The sequence below is a fragment of the Pseudovibrio sp. Tun.PSC04-5.I4 genome (genome assembly GCF_900104145.1).
GTDB lineage: Bacteria > Pseudomonadota > Alphaproteobacteria > Rhizobiales > Stappiaceae > Pseudovibrio.
This window is the reverse complement of record NZ_FNLB01000006.1, coordinates 4253734-4270933: the sequence shown is the minus strand read 5'-3', so window position 1 is coordinate 4270933 and position 17200 is coordinate 4253734. Positions and strand designations below refer to the sequence as shown.

The following is a 17200-nucleotide window of genomic DNA, read 5'->3' as shown; positions in this document are numbered from 1 at the left end:
CAGATCGAACCATGAAGGCACGTGTCACCGTTACTCTTAAAAACGGCGTTCTAGATCCCCAGGGTAAAGCAATTGAAGGCTCCCTTGGTTCTCTTGGTTTTGAAGGTGTTGCAGGCATTCGTCAGGGTAAGGTGTTTGACCTTGAACTGACTGATCGCAGCGAAAATCAGGCAAAAGCCCATATCGAAGCGATGTGTGAGCAGCTGCTGGCCAACACAGTCATCGAAAACTATTCTATCGAGCTTCTCTAGCTGAAAGCCGATAGCCGAACCTGCGAGGACAAGAACGTGCAAGAGGACACAGGCCGTATTATTCGGTTCATGGTAATCAAAGCCATCATCTTCATTGGCTTGCCAGCTGCTCTCTCCGTTCTTGCTGTATTTTTACTGCTGTAAAACACCTCGTCTGTGACAAGCGGACCCTCCACCCAAGAGGATACATTCATGAAATCCGCAGTGATCCTATTTCCCGGCTCAAACCGGGACCGTGATATGATCAAAGCGCTGGAGCAGATCTCCGGCCAGTCTGTTGCCACAGTTTGGCATACCGAAACGCAGCTGCCAGAAGCAGACCTTTATGTGCTTCCAGGCGGTTTTTCCTACGGTGATTACCTGCGTTCCGGCGCCATTGCAGCACGCTCCAACATCATGCCAGCCCTGAAAGCTGCAGCTGGTGCGGGTCGTCATGTGCTTGGTGTATGTAATGGCTTCCAGATGTTGACAGAAGCTGGCATGCTGCCAGGGGCTTTGATGCGCAACGCTTCCCTACACTTCGTGTGTAAGGAAGTTATGTTGGAAACAACAAACACCAACAGTGCCTTCACCTCCCATATGGAAAAAGGCAAAGTCTGGCGTTGTCCTGTTGCGCACCACGACGGCAACTATTTTGCTGATGCGGAAACGCTGAAAGCAGTTGAAGGCGAAGGCCGCGTTGCATTCCGGTATGCAGATGGCACCAACCCGAATGGGTCCCTCAACAACATCGCAGGCATCACCAACGCAAACGGCAACGTGCTTGGCATGATGCCTCACCCTGAAAACCTCATTGAGGATCTTCATGGTGGCATTGAAGGCCGTGCGCTGTTTGAAAGTGTGATGCAAAGCCTGGCTGCCTAATCAGCACCAAGCGCCAAAATTTCAAAAACCCGGGTGGTCTGCACTCGGGTTTTTCTTTGCTTAGACCAACGCAAACCCAACACCAGTGAGCGCCAGAACAACCACAACCACCCACGGCGGAGCCTTGAAGGAAACAAGCAGGACAAAACCAAGGAGTGCAGCAGCAAAATCTTTAGCTTCTAGTATCGCACTGGTCCAGACAGGGGAGTAGAGCGCAGCTCCAAGCACACCAACCACAGCTGCATTCGCACCTGCCATCACACCACGAGCTGCCGGTGTTTGCCGCAAGACAGACCAGAATGGCAATCCGCCGATGAGCAATAAAAAGCCTGGCAGAAAGATTGCGACAAGCGCAACACTAGCACCAATCCACGCACTGTATCCAGTCTGCATCTCAGCACCCAGATATCCGGCAAAAGTGAAAAGTGGTCCAGGTACAGCCTGCGTCGCCCCATATCCGGTTAAGAAACTGGTTTCACTTACCAAGCCTTTTCCGACAACCTCTGCTTCCAGCAGGGGAAGCACAACGTGACCACCGCCAAAAACCAAAGAACCTGACTGATAAAACCCGGAAAACACACCCAGCAGCGGATCTTCTGCCATACCACTGACCAACGGCAAGCCAAGAAGCAAGACAGCGAATACCCCAAAAGCAATCACACCAGTACGTCGCTTCAAACGAAACAATGCCTCGGGTTTACGCACAAGATCATCAGATTGGCACAGCAGATATCCACCTAATCCACCAGCAACAATGGCTGCAATCTGACCAAATGCCCCGCCAAAAAACACTATGAGAATGACCGCTACCAACGCAAGTCCCGCTCTAGTTTGGTCAACGCAGAAATTTCTCGCCATGCCCCAAACTGCCTGAGAAACCACAGCAACAGCCACCAATTTCAATCCATGGATCAACCCAAGGCCAATAGGACCCGAAAACGCGTTTGCCCAAGTCGCAAACACAATCAGCAGCACAGCTGAGGGAGCCGTAAACGCCAGAAAGGCAGCGAGAGCGCCCAGCGGACCGGCACGCAATAAACCAAGCCCAAACCCAACCTGACTGCTCGCCGGCCCCGGTAAAAACTGACAAAGGGCAACCAGATCACCATAAGCTTCTTCAGTTAGCCAGTTTCTGCGCTTGACCAACTCCTCACGGAAATACCCAAGATGCGCAATCGGGCCGCCAAAAGAAGTCAATCCCAACTTTAAAAACGCAAGAAAAACTTCAATCACGTGCCCTTGCGGATGCACTTCAGGCAGATTTGAGGGACGTTCGGAAAAACTCATTTGCGGGCTCATGCTTGTCATGAAAATTAAAAGATGGTCTGCTCATAATGTATAGCTATGACAGTATGACAAAAGCAAAAAACTCAATGGTTCGGGTCTACGCAGCAACAATAGTTTTGACATTCACATTGCGCGGTAATTCATCATACCGGCGCTGAAAGGCACGAGACAGCGCCGTTGGGGAGGCAAAGCCAACACGAGCGGCAACGCTCTTTAAGGGGCGCCCCGCTTCCAAATCTAACTTAGCCAAGGCAAGACGCCAGTTGCTGAGATATGACCCCGGTGTTTCGCCCATAACCTCTTTGAAGACCACAGCAAATTGCGTGCGTGACATGCCTGCAACTTCGGCCAGTGTTTCCAGTCGCCATGGCTGCGCAGGCCCTTCGTGGATAGCAACCAGTGCCTGCGCGATGTTGGGGTGAGCCAGTCCTGCGATCAAGCCAGTTCCGATACCACCTGAGCGCACGGCATGGCGAAGCAACCGAATAACAACCACTTCGCAGAGGCGGTTAATCACTGCAGAGCCACCACACCGCGGCGAAAGCACTTCTTCAACCACCAGATCAGCAAGGCTTTCCAGATCCGGCGCTTCATGCAGATAAATCTCGACAAAATTCGGAAGCGCTTTGCCTAATTGAGACCCTGGCCCGCCAAACACGACCTTGGCTCCAGCCAGAACAACCATATTTTCGCACAAACTACGCGCTAAAGTCGAATTGTTGGGCGTAGAAGGAAGGAACACCAGCTTCTTGTAACCTTGCACACATTTTAGAATGAAGAAGTTACCCTCCAACACGTCTTCTTCAGTGTTATGCAGGACGTGTGCTTCTACCTTGAACCGCTCAATTAACGCAGAAAGGCGGTCATATCGAAGCTCTCGTGGTAAGATCTCAGCAAGCTCTGTCGCCATATCCGGACTCTCGGTATGTTTATTGGTACAAAAAGCAATCAAACGTTCAATATCATATTAAACACGAAACAACCACTGCTGATCGCTCATCTCATAAAACTTGAGCAAAGCAACAAAAAGAAACGCAGTTCTGGAGAACAAAATGCTGATCCCTCGTAAGCCCGTCCCAAGCTTAACTGCAAATCTTCTCGGTGGTGGCACATTTGATCTGTCAGCCGAAACCCCCGACTTTGCGACCCTTGTTGTGTTCTACCGTGGTTTGCATTGCCCCATCTGTGCAAGCTACCTGAAAGAGCTGGAGCGTCTCACCCCAGAATTTGAAGAGCGCGGCGTAAAAACCATTGCCCTTTCAACAGACACAGAAGATCGCGCCCAGACCTTTGCCAATGCCATTAAAGCAGACAAATTGCGTGTTGGTTATGGTGTAACCCTGACGAAAGCTCGCGAATGGGGTCTCTTCCTCTCCGCTGGTCGCGGCAAAACCTCTATCGGTATCGAAGAACCTGAGTTGTTCGCAGAACCTGGCCTGTTCTTCGTCAGAGCAGACGGCACTTTGTACTTCGGCAATGTTCAGACAATGCCGTTTGCACGCCCGGACTTCAAACCAATGCTCGGCGCACTCGACTTTTGCATCAAGAATGATTATCCAGCTCGCGGTGAATACACCGGAGCACTTTAATCGTAACTACCACAAACAGTATTCTTGATGCACAGAGAGGCTGCTTCTTGCAGTCTCTCTTTTTTATTGGTCGCCAGCATCCCCTTCAGCTTTCTCTCGCGCCAAATGCTCGATATCGCCCAGTTCTGCCCCCTGCCAAACACGCACCATAATTAATATAATAATTGCAATAACAGCACCAAGCACGGTTCCTACTAGGCGATCGAGCACCTGGTCAATGTCGTTGACCGGACCCTTGGAGGCCAAAGCCGCGATAACAAAGGCATACCCTCCCTGCGTGCCAGCATAAGCCCAGTAACTGCTCCCATGATGTAGCCCTGCAAGAAAAAACAGTCCCGCCGCCAGAATGATCACCCACCAGAAAAATGACTGAATGCCAATCATCACAAAGCCGAGTCCCATTACCCCGCCAATCAAACATCCCAAACTACGGTTAAGTGCAAATTTCTTGACCGAGACGACAGGCCCATAAAGCACCACAAGCGATGTGATGATAATTTGAACCATTGCCGTCAGATCGTGGCCCACGTAGATAATAGGCGCTAGAATAGCAACAACCGCGCCACTCAAGCACAAAGCAAAAACCCAATTAGGATCTAAACTATCTATGTTGGGAGGTAAGGCTGGTCCGATGCCCACCTCAACCGAGCTGCCTTCTATAAAAAAGTAGGAAACCACAGCAGCTGTAGCCACACCAATTGCCACCGTTATGGTTCGGTCCACCATGAGGTAAAACAGGTTATCGATCTCAAGCAGCGATATATATACGGCAAGCAACGCCGTCACTGAGCCCATAAGCCACGCATATGCATAATTTGGGCTCTCCATCCGCTTGTAAACAGCAAAAGATGCAAACCCTGCAACTGCAAGCCATTGAAAAAATTCATAGTTTTTGCAAGCCAAACCAACCCAATAACCGCTAAATCCGCCGAGAACAGTCCCAAGAATACGCTGCATGCCTTTGCGCCACACATTCGTCCAATCAGCATTGGCAACGGTCATCGCCGACATACCGGCCCACCAAGGGTCATCCGTATCTACAACAAGAGCTATAACCGCAGCGAGAGTAACGATGAGGCTCGTTCTCAATCCGTAAGTGTAATTAAACAACATGCCTTGGGTCTCCCTCGCTCAATGAACGAGGAAGATGCGCGCATCTCCCCCATGCATGGGTTTGTGGTCTTCCAAAAGTTCTCCCATATCGATCTCGACAGGAAACCGCTGAGACAATCGGATCCAGTCCGTTGTGAGCGGAATATAGGGAAGCACTCGTGGATCCGTTATGCTGCGCGAAATCCCCCGCCCAATGGAGCGGACAGTCCCTTTATGTATGCGGTAAGGATCACTGGAGACCTGAAACCAAACTGTTTGCCCCGGTTTCAGTCGCGCTGCATGGCGTTCCACAATATTTGCGACAATGCGCCAGTTCCTGTTCGTGATCAGCGCAAGTTGCGGTATCCCTTCCAATACATAATTGCCAGGGTTAACCGTGTATTCACTCACCACACCGTCAACGGGAGACAACAATGATGACTTCCGAAGGTTATATTGAGCCAAAGCTGTTGCTGCTCGCATTGCATCGTAATTGGACCGCATCACCTCCACCTGATGCGTAGCTGCACGCAAAGTATCCCGCGCGCCATCCGTTTCCGCATTCGCCTCTTCTAAAGAAAGTGTGATGTTGTCCAACCGCTGCTGGGTCACAAACCCATTATCTGTCAGTTCCTCAAAGCGCTGTTGTTTCGCGGCAAAGTTTGACACTTTCGCAACAGCGGCCGTTATAGCCGCTTCGGCAACCTGCACTTCAGCCTCTGCAGTTCTGAGATTGGCAAGGGCCTTGGCTTCATCAGCGCGCGCTTCCTGAACCGACAGAGCAAAAGGCTCGGGGTCGATTTGCATCAGCAGCTGACCTGCACCGATCTGCTTGTTCCGATCAACAGGAACCTCTGTCACAAATCCAGAGATCTCCGGTGCCACCAGAACAACATCGGCAGAAACATAAGCATCAGCTGTGTAGGTGAAGTAATAATCCTGCACCATATAAGTGCCGATCAAGGCGCATGCGCCAATGACAACCTTGATCGGTCCACTTATATGAAAAATGCCTCCAGGCACTCTTATCTCCGCTCACCTAACACTACGCTGTACACAAGCATTGGTGAATTCTTGTTAGACGACCAACATGCAGCACTGGTCTAAAAGCGCCTATTTGGAGGCACGAGACAGCATCGCACCTGAACCTTTTAAAATCATGAAACCCAACTCTCCTAATTCAAAGTAGGTAGTAAATACAACATGTTAACTAATGTTTCCGAAGGGTAAAATTTTAACCTACTGTCGTTGCAAAACGCGACATAAAAAGCTAACCAGCCCTACAAACTTCCATTGAATATAACCCAGTGAATGTGATTGCATCTGCGGATGAACATGGAGGTTGCACGAGGCAGCCCAACCCCGAAGAAAGAAAACCAATGGCCAACAGTCGGAAGTTAATCACGACCTTTGCCACCCTTGCAGCAGCTGTTTTCTTCTCAGCCACTTCATTAGCCACCGCTCAAGCTGAGCAAGTTGATGTCCGCGCAGCCAGTTTTTCACATACGGGCAAGCTGGCAACTTTCGGCCTCTACAACAATGCGGTCATTACCGACAAGCTGAACCTCAAGCGGATTAACGCGGACTATGTCTTTTTCAGCGCAAACCCCGAGGACCCTTTCGAACTCGTATCTGGCAGTTGTTTCGGTGGTGCTGTGCTGCGAAACATGGAGGTACAAGGGGGCGGTGTTTGCAGCCTGAAAGATAAAGATGGCAACCCATTTGCCATCAACTTTGAAATCACGATGATAGAAGGCGGCACTTATTCAGGAACCTGGGCAATTTTAGGTGGCAGTAACAAATGGTCTTCAGCAAAGGGAAGTGGGACATGGAGCAAAATCCAACTCCCAAACATTACGCTTTCAGTCTCAACCCTTAAGGGTGAAGTCACTTTTTAAAGGTTACGTAACAGCATCTCTCATGTGAAAAATTTTGCAAGCAGGTCAAAAGTTTAGCACATACCGATCCGTAGACCCAAACCCCACTCCGCTGCGCGGCCCATTACAATTTCCCGACAGAAAACTTGCAAAATTTAACGTCCTAATGTTTCCTTTTTGCTGTGAATTCTGCTAAGCAGCCCGTGACATTTGGCCCCGGCGCTGTGCGCCCAAATATTCTGAGTGTGATGATCCAAAATACCGTCAAGATCACCCCCGAACTCATTGAGGCCCACGGTCTTAAGGATGATGAATACGCTCGCATTCTGGAGCTGATTGGCAGAGAGCCAACCTTCACCGAGCTGGGAATTTTCTCCGCCATGTGGAATGAGCATTGCTCATACAAATCCTCCAAGAAATGGTTGAAGACACTTCCAACAACCGGCCCTCGCGTCATCCAAGGCCCAGGCGAAAACGCCGGCGTTGTTGATATTGACGATGGCCAGGCTGTTGTCTTCAAAATGGAAAGCCACAACCACCCATCCTACATTGAGCCGTATCAGGGCGCTGCCACCGGTGTTGGCGGCATTCTGCGCGACGTGTTCACCATGGGCGCACGCCCTGTCGCGGCTATGAATGCATTGCGCTTTGGTGACCCAGACCATCCACGCACACGCCACCTCGTGTCAGGTGTTGTGTCCGGTGTTGGCGGTTATGGCAACTCCTTCGGCGTGCCAACTGTTGGCGGCGAAGTCGAGTTCCACAAATCCTACAACGGCAACTGTCTGGTGAATGCGTTTGCAGCTGGCCTTGCCGATTCAGACAAGATCTTCCTCTCAGAAGCCAAAGGCGTTGGCCTTCCAGTGGTCTACCTCGGCGCAAAAACGGGTCGCGACGGTGTTGGCGGCGCAACCATGGCATCTGCTGAATTTGACGATTCCATTGAGGAGAAGCGCCCAACAGTTCAGGTTGGCGATCCATTCACTGAAAAGTGCCTGATGGAAGCGTGCCTTGAGCTGATGAAAACCGGCGCTGTTATCGCAATTCAGGACATGGGCGCCGCCGGCCTCACCTGTTCTGCAGTTGAAATGGGTGCAAAGGGCAACCTCGGTATAGATCTGGACCTCGACAAAGTTCCGGCTCGTGAAGAGAACATGACCGCCTACGAGATGATGCTCTCAGAAAGCCAAGAGCGCATGCTCATGGTGCTTGAACCATCCAAGGAACAAGAAGCAGAAGCCATCTTCATCAAATGGGGACTGGATTTCGCACTTTGTGGCGTCACCACAGACACGCGTCGCTTTGTTGTGAGCCAGCACGGTGAAGTGGTCGCGGATTTGCCAATCAAAGAACTTGGCGATGAAGCTCCTGAATATGATCGTCCTTGGACACAGTGGGCAGAACCTGAGGCAATTGCAGCTTCAGCCATTGAAGAGCCAGAGAACTACGAAGACGCTCTGCTGACGCTTCTGGGTGGCGCGAACGGCTCTTCCCGTCGCTGGGTTTATGAGCAGTACGACACGCTCATTCAAGGCAACTCCGCTGCCACTCCGGGCGGCGATGCTGGTGTGATCCGCGTAGAAGGTACAGACAAGGGTCTGGCGTTCACCGTGGACGTAAACCCGCGCTATTGCTACGCAAACCCATTTGAAGGTGGCAAGCAGGCTGTTGCAGAAACCTACCGCAACCTGTCCGCTGTCGGCTCTCTGCCGCTGGCAATCACCGACAACCTGAACTTCGGCAACCCGGAAAAGCCAGAGATCATGGGCCAGTTCGTTGGTTGCTTGAAAGGCATTGGTGAGGCATGTGAAGTGCTGGAAACCCCGATCGTTTCCGGTAACGTCTCCCTGTACAATGAAACCTTCGGCGAAGGCATCCTGCCAACACCGGCTATCGGTGGCGTAGGCCTGCTGAAAAACATTAATCAGCGCGTTGGCAATGCATTTGTGAAAGCTGACGAGACCATCGTACTTCTTGGCGGACATGGAACCCACCTTGGCTGCTCCCAGTACCTACAGGAAGTGCTGGGCCGAGAAGAAGGGGCACCTCCTCCGGTCCATCTTGAAAAAGAAAAACAGGTCGGCACCTTCGTCCGCGAAGCTATTGTTGAGGGCCGTATCACCGCCGCCCACGATATCTCTTCCGGCGGTCTGGCTGTTGCGCTAGCTGAGATGGCATTCAAAGGCAATGTCGGGGCGCGGGTAAAAATCTCCGGCGAACACCTTCATGCAATTCTGTTTGGCGAAGATCAAAGTCGCTATATAGTGACTGTGGCAGAGGATAAACTTGCTGCGTTCTTAGAAGATTCCATCGACGCTGGTATCAGCACAGAAGAAATCGGTAAGACAGGTGGTGATACTCTTATCCTCGGCGATAAAATCAGTGTGTCAGTTGAAAAGCTGAATAGTGCTTTCGAGGGATGGTTCCCGCATTTTATGCAGGCGAGCTGATACTCGTCCACCGAACTGCTAAACTGAGTTCTAAAATAAGATTCGCTTCCCTCTTTTAACCACAGAGGGAAGCAACCAAACAGAAGCAACCCAGTTGGGCAAGGAGGCACACTCATGGCCATGGACGCAGGCGAACTACAGTCCCTTATTAAAGAGGCTTTACCGGACGCACACGTGGAAATCAGAGACTTGGCCGGTGATGGTGATCATTACGCCGCCGTCGTTATCTCAGAAAGTTTCCGCGGAAAATCCCGCGTGCAGCAGCACCAGGTGGTGTATCAGGCTCTCAAAGGGAAAATGGGTGGCGATTTGCATGCACTCGCGTTGCAAACATCTATCCCGGAATAACAAAACCTAACGGTGCGACCTTTGTCTTGTATTAGAAATGCAATTCCCCATATGAGGGGCCGCACCATAAACAAAAATACAATCACGGTCACTGGGCTTTGACCCCGGTCGAGCGAAAGGAATTCGACGAAATGAGCGATATCAATAACTGGATCAAGCACGAAGTAGATAACAACGATGTTGTGCTGTTCATGAAGGGCACACCGAGCTTCCCACAGTGTGGCTTCTCAGGTCAGTGCGTGCAGATTATGGACTATATCGGCGTAAAATACGTCGGCCATAACGTTCTGGAAGATGATAACCTTCGTCAGGGCATCAAAGATTACAGCCAGTGGCCAACAATCCCACAGCTCTACGTCAAAGGTGAGTTCGTAGGCGGGTGTGATATTATCCGCGAGATGTTCCAGTCCAAGGAACTTCAGGCTCTACTGACAAAAAAAGGCATCGAGACAGCACCAGCTGCATAAGTCTCTGCTGACACACCAAGTTTCAAAACGGGCCTTCATTTGAGGGCCCGTTTTTTATTGTTATCACGCCAAAAGAGCATAAGATTTCAGAGTATTCTCGGGAGCGCTCAAAACTCATGTTCAAAGCAATTATATTCGATCTGGATGGCACGATCTGCCATCACAAAGCCTCCTACCCCAAAATGTTTCATGAAATCTTCGGCGAGCAATTCAACAAACACAGCAATGTCTGGCTTCGCCATATGATGCACAATGGAGCACACACGGGCATGGAAGCCGTGAATGCGTGTTTCCCTCATATGTCCGTCGCCCAGCAAAAAGAAGCACTGGAGCACTTCACAACGCGTTGGGCGGAGTGTCAAAAGCCCTTCTCAGGTATCTTCCATGCAATAGCGTTGCTCAAATCCCACTACAATTGTCAGGTGGGTATCCTGACCAACGGACCATCAAGTTTCCAATGGGCTGTCATGAACCAACTGCACGTTTCTGATTATGTTGACTTTGCATATGCAAGTGGAGATGCATTCCCAGCAGAAAACAAACCAAGCGTCGGACTACTCCGTAAACTAGAATCCAAGCACGGTTTCTCTGCAAATCAAGCTCTGTTCATCGGTGACAATTTGGAGAAAGATATAAACCCGGCACGCGCTGCAGGTTGGAGAGCACTGCATATCGCGCCTCATGAAAAGGAAATGACCCCATTCAGCATCGATGCATTTGAACAAGCAATTGAAACCGCAGAACTCCTAAAGGTTAACTGGAGCACCCTTACCGTTTAACACTTCTGAACCCAATATGAATATCACTCTCAGGTCACTCTCACAGTCCCCCTGCTAAAAACATCTCATCAAATGAAGATCATCGGGGGATGAGAGATGCAAGTTTATCTGAGAGTTCTAATACTCGGTCTTATGGCAGGCACCACAATGGGTGCAGTTGCCGCAAGCATTGTTCCAACCAACAAAGAGGGCCTTGCACGGTACGAATGTAATCAAATAACCGTATTTCAGAAGCCATCCATACTGACTGGTTCCGGTGCCTGTAAGTATTATGGTGGAATGAAATAGTCCGCTAACCGCACTGCAATTGATACTTGGCAACGGTAACAATACCGTCTCGAACGTTAAAGCGCTCAGTTTGCTTATTACAGCTGGCACACAGTGGGATAATAAGGCTTCGACTGCCACTCAACCATTTCACATGCGCACCATGCGTGGGTTTATTGTGACACCCAACATTACCGCATTTTGCAGGCCAGCTCTTTCGTGAATGCTGAATCCAATGTTCCTTTAAGGAGTTACATCGGCAAACCTCATCAGCAGTATCTTTCTGCTTCTTCCAGCCGATGCCGTTCAAGCCGTCGATAATCATATTCATAGCTGCTCTCCAATGATATTTGTGCGGAAAAGTCACATCGAGAAAACTGAGAATACAAAACCCGAAACTGGGATACAGATTTTGCAATAAATGATCGGCCTTCAGATTACACGTGGCCTTCTGGACATAATCTTTATAAAATCCATAAAACAAAGTTGTTTTCATACTTATTTGATGGGATTTTTGTACTTTAATTACAGGAGCATCCTAAAAAGCTACCATATCAATAAATGCAGTCGCCAAAAAACTCGAAGTATTTTCGGTCTTAAATCTCATCGCCCAACAACTTCTCAGTCATCGCCAACGCTGCTGCACATGGCTCTGCGTCTTCACCGCTCTGTACACTCATATTCGGACGCAAGCCTTTGAAGTCGAATACCTTAGGATCATGCAAATGAGATGGGCTTACATGAGACAAGGCCCGAGCCATAATACCCAAGCGCCCCGGTGTCGCAGTTTCCCAATCCTGCAACATCTGTTTAATCAGAACGCGCTGCAATCCGTCCTGCGAGCCACAAAGGTTACAAGGGATGATCGGGAATTCCATTGCAGCAGAGAACTTCTCTATATCCGCTTCGCAAGAATTCATCAGCGGACGCAACACCATCAGGTCGCCATCATCATTCACCAGCTTTGGCGGCATAGAGGACATACGCCCCCCGTGGAACATGTTCAACATGAACGTTTCCAGTGCATCATCGCGGTGATGACCAAGCACAATGGCCTCACAGCCCAATTCACGCGCGGTGCGATAAAGAATGCCTCGCCGCAGACGTGAGCATAAAGAGCAATAGGTGCTGTTTTCAGGCAGCTTTTCTTTCACGACACCGTATGTGTTTGCGCGCACGATTTTATTTGGAATCTCATAGCGTTCAAAGAACTCAGGAAGAACGTGCTGCGGAAAATCCGGCTGAGACTGGTCCAGGTTACAGGCGATCAAATCAACGGGCAGCAAGCCGCGCCATTTAAGATCTATCAAAACAGCCAGCAATGTGTAGCTGTCTTTACCGCCAGAAAGACAAACCAACCACTTGGTCTTCTCAGGCGTTGCTCCGTCAGGAACCATCTTGTACGCGTCGATAGCCTGACGTGTTTCATTCAGCAGCCGTTTGCGTAGTTTCTTGAAAGATACAGAGCTCGGCACACGACGAAAGAGCGGGTGGCAATCAGGATCAAATGTCTTTTCGATCTCTGCTGCTTTAACAACATCGCTGGGGTCGAAGGTGCTCATGGGCTTCATATCTGCTCTGCTAGATGACTTGGACACGGCCTGAGCGCTATACCGCCGCCCTGCACCAAGGTCAATTGCAGACAAGCCCGCCAATTGGGCAAAAGAAAAGGGCCACCCAGAAGGCGGCCCAAATCAACAAGTTCAAGACTAAACCTATTAGCGGGAATAGAATTCCACAACCAGGTTTGGTTCCATCTGAACTGGGTAAGGCACGTCACCAAAAGAAGGCACACGAGCAAATGTCGCGGTCAACTTATGGGAGTCAGCGTCAATGTAGTCAGGAACGTCACGCTCAGCGGACTGTACTGCTTCCAGTACCATTGTCAGCTGTTTGGACTTTTCACGAACTTCAACAACGTCACCAGGCTTACACATGTAAGAACCGATGTTTACGCGGCGACCATTAACGTTCACATGACCGTGGTTGATGAACTGACGAGCAGCAAACACTGTGAGAACGAATTTTGCGCGGTAAACAACTGCGTCAAGACGGCACTCGAGCAGACCGATAAGGTTTTCAGAAGTATCACCGCGCTGACGGGAAGCTTCATCATAAGTCTTACGGAACTGTTTCTCGGAGATGTTGCCGTAGTAGCCCTTAAGCTTCTGTTTTGCGCGCAGCTGCACACCAAAGTCAGAAAGCTTGCCCTTACGACGCTGACCGTGCTGGCCTGGGCCATATTCACGACGGTTCGCAGGACTTTTAGGACGACCCCAGATGTTTTCACCCATCCGGCGATCTAGTTTATACTTGGCGCTTTGGCGCTTAGACATTTCGCAGTTTCCTTAGCGTTTATCTGTAATTTTAAAGGAAACGCGCCCTCCTTTCCTTTGTAAACCCAAAAGCCTACAAAGGTTGACAGCGGTCCTGGCAAATAGCGCATGCCGAACCACACGGGTGCGTAAAATCAAAGCGGCCCCAATGGAACCGCCTTGAACAGCGCATATCTAGTGAAAATGCACGCAAGAGTCAACGCACTATAGCGCGGAGCCTGCCAAATGACTGCGCCGTATCAATAGCGCAAACGCGCTTCATCACCGCGTTTCTTACTCCAGATAGTGGCATCCACACCATCTGCAAGTTCGGGATGCTCCGAAACATCAAATTGCGGCTCCTTGCCTTCCTTCAATTGCTTCAGATAATCCTTGGTAATCAAGCTCACTTTTGGCGCAAGCAACACAATCGCTATCAGGTTAATCGTTGCCATTATCCCCATAGCCGCATCGGCTGCATTAAACACCGTATCAACGGTTTGGAGCGCCCCCCAGAACACCATGCCAAGAGAAACAAGCCGCAAGATAGTGAGCCCCGGCTTCCACCCATGATCAAGATAGATCATGGCGTTTTCTGCATAAGAATAATTCGCCACAATAGAGGTAAACGCGAAGAACAGGATTGCCACAGCAATAAAGTAGACCCCAAAACCACCCACGTGAGCTTCAGCTGCCGACTGCGTCAATGAAATTCCCGTGACCCCTGATGTTGGGTCGTAGATACCGGAAAGCAAAATGATCAGTGCAGTCGCCGTACAAATCACAATCGTATCAATGAAAACACCAAGCGCCTGCACAAAGCCTTGAGAAGCTGGGTGATGCGGATCGGGAATAGCTGAGGCTGCAACATTTGGTGCTGACCCCATACCAGCTTCATTGGAATATAGACCACGGCGTATACCATTCATCATAGCCGCCATAACACCGCCGGAGATGCCGCCAATAGCCTCTTCCAAGCCAAGTGCATGAGCCACAATACTCCAAAGCACGCCTGGAACTTCAGAATAATTCATTGCCAGAATGCCAATAGCAACAACGACATAGGCACCTGCCATAAAGGGCACAACAATCTCAGCGAAGTGCGCGATCTTACGCAGTCCGCCAAAAATAACCACACCAGCAGCAACCACAAGCACCGCACCTGTCGCCATTACAGGCATTCCAAATGCACTCGACATCGCATCAGCGATAGAATTGGACTGAACTGCGGAAAACACCACGCCAAATGCAAAAATCAACGCAATAGCAAAGACATGCCCCATAAGCGGGCTCTTGAGCCCTGCGGCCATGTAGACAGCAGGGCCACCACGAAACTGCCCATCTTTATCTTCAACCTTATAAAGTTGGGCGAGTGTACTTTCGGCATAAGCTGTTGCCATACCAACCAAAGCAACAACCCACATCCAGAAGATAGCCCCCGGACCGCCTAGCGTGAGGGCAACCGCCACACCTGCAATATTGCCCGTTCCAACGCGCGAGGCCAGACTGGTACACAACGCCTGAAAAGGGCTGATCCCGTGACTGTCTTCATGTCTGGACTTCAGCAGAACTTCAAAGCACTGCCAGAAATGTATGAACTGCAGAAATCTCAACCGGATTGTAAAGTAAATACCAACAGCCAGCAGGCCGAACAGCAAAACATAATTCCACAAAACTGTATTGACGGAGTTGACGATGAGATCGACCAAAGCAGGTATTCCCTATCTTGCGCGAGCCTGAATTACTATTAGCGCAGGGGTATACCATGATGATTTTAAGTCATTCTAGATTTAGGACCTGTATTTGTAACAAAACCTCTAACAATAGAAAATGAATTTCAATACAGAACTGAGAGTTCCATACATATTCATGTTTTTACTCGGTTCATTCTTAAAATAGGAACCAATTGAGATTTTACACTTAATTCATATTGAAAAAAGAGAGGCAGGTCTGACCAGCTTGTATCACACTGTATGCAGATAAATGTCTGTACCCGTAGAGGCCACAACAGCCCCAGCCAAAACAGAGGCAAGCCGTTTTGCGATGGCGGGTGAAGGATCAATCCACGTCACGGGCCAAGGAGCAACTTTCTCCATGTCTTCTTTTAAAAAGGGATAGTGCGTGCAACCAAGCACAATGTGGTCAGTTCGCTTGCCATCTTGCTCCACAAAACAGGGGCTGATCTCATTCATTAGAAGCTGTTTATCAACGCCTCTGCCTGCAAGCTTGTTTTCCGCCAATTCAGCTAGCCGCGTTGCTCCAACCAGCTCGATATGGTGGTCTGGTGCAAACGTAGAAATGAGTTCCTGCGTGTAATCTCGCTTCACAGTACCCGGCGTAGCCAAAACAGCAAAAACACCAGACTGAGTTTGCTCAGCGGCCGGCTTAATAGCAGGTACAGTTCCAACTACGGGAACGTCAATCACTGCCCGCAACGCCTGCAAAACCAAGGTGGAGGCCGTATTACACGCAACAACGACAGCACTTGGCTGCCATGTGCGACAGGTTTCAACCACTAAGCCAACAATACGGTCGCGCAATTCATCCTCCTGCCAATCACCATAAGGAAAGGCAGCAGTATCAGCCAGATAAAGCAATCTGGCCTCTGGCATCAGTTCTTGAATGGCACGTGCAACAGAAAACCCGCCCACCCCACTATCCAGAACCAACACCCGCCCAAAACGTTCTGCTTCAGGCGTCTTCGACCACACATCCCCGTTCCAACACTGGAAAGCGCTGGCAACTGGCGAGGAGTATGGTCGGTCTCTCATCAGCCCTTGCCCTTGTTCTTCACACCGTACTTTTCAAAGCAACTGATAACGCCTCGCATAATGCGAACTTCATTATCTGTCAGGTCAGATTTTTGGAAAAGGTTCCGTAATCTACGAGTTGTTACGGGCTTTTTCTCAAGGGGACGGAAGAAACCACGGGCATCCAATGCCTGTTCGAGATGATTGAACATCCGTTGAATGTCATCCTGAGCAGCCGGCACCCCATCATAATCTTCCAGAGAGAAAGGTAGGACACCTGCTGTCGCCACACGGCGCCATTCATAGGCACAGACTAAAACAGCCTGAGCAATATTCAAAGATGCATAAGTCGGATCAACGGGCAATGTGACGATCTTATGCGCCAGTGCCACTTCATCGTTGTTGAGGCCCCAGCGCTCACGCCCAAACATATAGCCGGAGGAAATTCCGCTTAGTCCTTGCGCCACACTCTGAGTCGCAGCCTCGTCTGGACCAACAACCGGCTTGGGAATATCCCGGTTACGCGCTGTCGTCGCAAACACCAGCTGCAGATCAGCAACCGCCGCTTCAACAGTGTCAAATACGCGGGCTGCTTCAATAACATGATGCGCACGACTGGATGTGGAGCGGGCTTTGTCACTCGGCCATCCGTCTCGCGGATTAATCAAGCGCAAATCGCTCAGGCCAAAGTTGGCCATTGCACGGGCAACCATGCCAATGTTCTCGCCAAGCTGAGGCTCACACAAGACGACAACGGGAGGAATGGCGGAGTTAGTTTCAAGAGTGCTTTCAGACATATCGATCCTCTAGCCGATCATCAAACAAATTTCCAGAGCCGTTTTGTCACTTGAGCCAATCTAGTGC

At 50.1% G+C, this 17200-nt stretch carries 20 protein-coding genes; 10 read left to right on the top strand and 10 right to left on the bottom strand.

Annotation, left to right across the window (positions count from 1 at the left end):
* Positions 1-11: 11 nt before the first annotated feature.
* Genes purS through purQ form a run of 3 tightly spaced genes read left to right on the top strand, consistent with a single transcriptional unit; the run spans position 12 to position 1115 of the window.
* The gene (gene purS, locus BLS62_RS25015) at positions 12-251 is read left to right on the top strand and encodes a phosphoribosylformylglycinamidine synthase subunit PurS (protein WP_093187653.1); all 240 of its coding nucleotides are present in this window, start codon (positions 12-14) and stop codon (positions 249-251) included.
* A 36-nt stretch (positions 252-287) separates the two neighbouring features.
* The gene (locus BLS62_RS32305; RefSeq protein WP_200798570.1) at positions 288-395 is read left to right on the top strand and encodes a phosphoribosylformylglycinamidine synthase-associated small membrane protein; all 108 of its coding nucleotides are present in this window, start codon (positions 288-290) and stop codon (positions 393-395) included.
* Between the two features lie 48 nt (positions 396-443).
* Positions 444-1115: a phosphoribosylformylglycinamidine synthase subunit PurQ gene (purQ, locus tag BLS62_RS25010; RefSeq protein WP_093187650.1), complete on the top strand. Its 672-nt coding sequence runs from the start codon at positions 444-446 to the stop codon at positions 1113-1115.
* A 60-nt stretch (positions 1116-1175) separates the two neighbouring features.
* Here the strand turns inward: purQ and chrA are convergent, their stop codons facing one another.
* Positions 1176-2402, bottom strand: coding sequence for a chromate efflux transporter (gene chrA / locus BLS62_RS25005; protein WP_093189596.1), 1227 nt, complete (start codon positions 2400-2402; stop codon positions 1176-1178).
* Positions 2403-2499: 97 nt separating this feature from the next.
* Positions 2500-3312, bottom strand: coding sequence for an AraC family transcriptional regulator (locus BLS62_RS25000; protein WP_093187647.1), 813 nt, complete (start codon positions 3310-3312; stop codon positions 2500-2502).
* A 142-nt stretch (positions 3313-3454) separates the two neighbouring features.
* Between BLS62_RS25000 and BLS62_RS24995 the strand changes: the two genes are divergently transcribed.
* Positions 3455-3991 carry a peroxiredoxin-like family protein gene (locus tag BLS62_RS24995; RefSeq protein ID WP_093187644.1) on the top strand — a complete coding sequence of 179 codons (537 nt, stop codon included), beginning with the start codon at positions 3455-3457 and terminating at the stop codon, positions 3989-3991.
* 63 nt (positions 3992-4054) lie between these two features.
* Here BLS62_RS24995 and BLS62_RS24990 read toward each other — a convergent pair whose 3' ends face one another.
* Entirely contained in the window at positions 4055-5104 is a 1050-nt protein-coding gene (locus BLS62_RS24990; RefSeq protein WP_093187641.1) for an FUSC family protein, read from the bottom strand.
* An 18-nt stretch (positions 5105-5122) separates the two neighbouring features.
* On the bottom strand, positions 5123-6106 hold the full coding sequence (locus BLS62_RS24985) for an HlyD family secretion protein (RefSeq protein WP_208991088.1): 984 nt from the start codon (positions 6104-6106) through the stop codon (positions 5123-5125).
* Positions 6107-6390: 284 nt separating this feature from the next.
* Between BLS62_RS24985 and BLS62_RS24980 the strand changes: the two genes are divergently transcribed.
* The 6 genes from BLS62_RS24980 to BLS62_RS30840 all read left to right on the top strand — a co-directional run bounded on the left by BLS62_RS24980 (position 6391) and on the right by BLS62_RS30840 (position 11292).
* The gene (locus BLS62_RS24980) at positions 6391-6981 is read left to right on the top strand and encodes a hypothetical protein (RefSeq protein WP_208991087.1); all 591 of its coding nucleotides are present in this window, start codon (positions 6391-6393) and stop codon (positions 6979-6981) included.
* A 224-nt stretch (positions 6982-7205) separates the two neighbouring features.
* The gene (purL, locus tag BLS62_RS24975) at positions 7206-9410 is read left to right on the top strand and encodes a phosphoribosylformylglycinamidine synthase subunit PurL (RefSeq protein ID WP_208991256.1); all 2205 of its coding nucleotides are present in this window, start codon (positions 7206-7208) and stop codon (positions 9408-9410) included.
* A gap of 114 nt (positions 9411-9524) precedes the next feature.
* Entirely contained in the window at positions 9525-9758 is a 234-nt protein-coding gene (locus BLS62_RS24970; protein ID WP_093187638.1) for a BolA family protein, read from the top strand.
* Between the two features lie 131 nt (positions 9759-9889).
* Positions 9890-10225, top strand: coding sequence for a Grx4 family monothiol glutaredoxin (grxD, locus tag BLS62_RS24965; RefSeq protein ID WP_093187634.1), 336 nt, complete (start codon positions 9890-9892; stop codon positions 10223-10225).
* A gap of 116 nt (positions 10226-10341) precedes the next feature.
* Positions 10342-11004 carry an HAD family hydrolase gene (locus tag BLS62_RS24960; RefSeq protein ID WP_093187631.1) on the top strand — a complete coding sequence of 221 codons (663 nt, stop codon included), beginning with the start codon at positions 10342-10344 and terminating at the stop codon, positions 11002-11004.
* A 96-nt stretch (positions 11005-11100) separates the two neighbouring features.
* On the top strand, positions 11101-11292 hold the full coding sequence (locus BLS62_RS30840) for a hypothetical protein (RefSeq protein WP_143521597.1): 192 nt from the start codon (positions 11101-11103) through the stop codon (positions 11290-11292).
* Positions 11293-11296: 4 nt separating this feature from the next.
* Here BLS62_RS30840 and BLS62_RS24955 read toward each other — a convergent pair whose 3' ends face one another.
* The 6 genes from BLS62_RS24955 to BLS62_RS24930 all read right to left on the bottom strand — a co-directional run bounded on the left by BLS62_RS24955 (position 11297) and on the right by BLS62_RS24930 (position 17133).
* A complete protein-coding gene (locus BLS62_RS24955; protein WP_093187627.1) occupies positions 11297-11602 on the bottom strand; it encodes a hypothetical protein in 306 nt (101 codons plus the stop codon).
* Between the two features lie 265 nt (positions 11603-11867).
* On the bottom strand, positions 11868-12833 hold the full coding sequence (ttcA, locus tag BLS62_RS24950) for a tRNA 2-thiocytidine(32) synthetase TtcA (RefSeq protein ID WP_093189587.1): 966 nt from the start codon (positions 12831-12833) through the stop codon (positions 11868-11870).
* A 156-nt stretch (positions 12834-12989) separates the two neighbouring features.
* Positions 12990-13607: a 30S ribosomal protein S4 gene (gene rpsD / locus BLS62_RS24945; RefSeq protein WP_093187624.1), complete on the bottom strand. Its 618-nt coding sequence runs from the start codon at positions 13605-13607 to the stop codon at positions 12990-12992.
* A gap of 239 nt (positions 13608-13846) precedes the next feature.
* Positions 13847-15295, bottom strand: coding sequence for an alanine/glycine:cation symporter family protein (locus tag BLS62_RS24940; protein ID WP_093187622.1), 1449 nt, complete (start codon positions 15293-15295; stop codon positions 13847-13849).
* 255 nt (positions 15296-15550) lie between these two features.
* Positions 15551-16357 (bottom strand): glutamate racemase, encoded by an 807-nt coding sequence (gene murI / locus BLS62_RS24935; protein WP_093187619.1) that lies wholly within the window; start codon positions 16355-16357, stop codon positions 15551-15553.
* Positions 16357-17133, bottom strand: a complete 777-nt coding sequence (locus BLS62_RS24930) for an RNA methyltransferase (protein WP_093187616.1) — start codon at positions 17131-17133, stop codon at positions 16357-16359. Before BLS62_RS24930 ends, murI begins: the two co-directional genes overlap by 1 nt.
* Positions 17134-17200 lie beyond the last annotated feature (67 nt).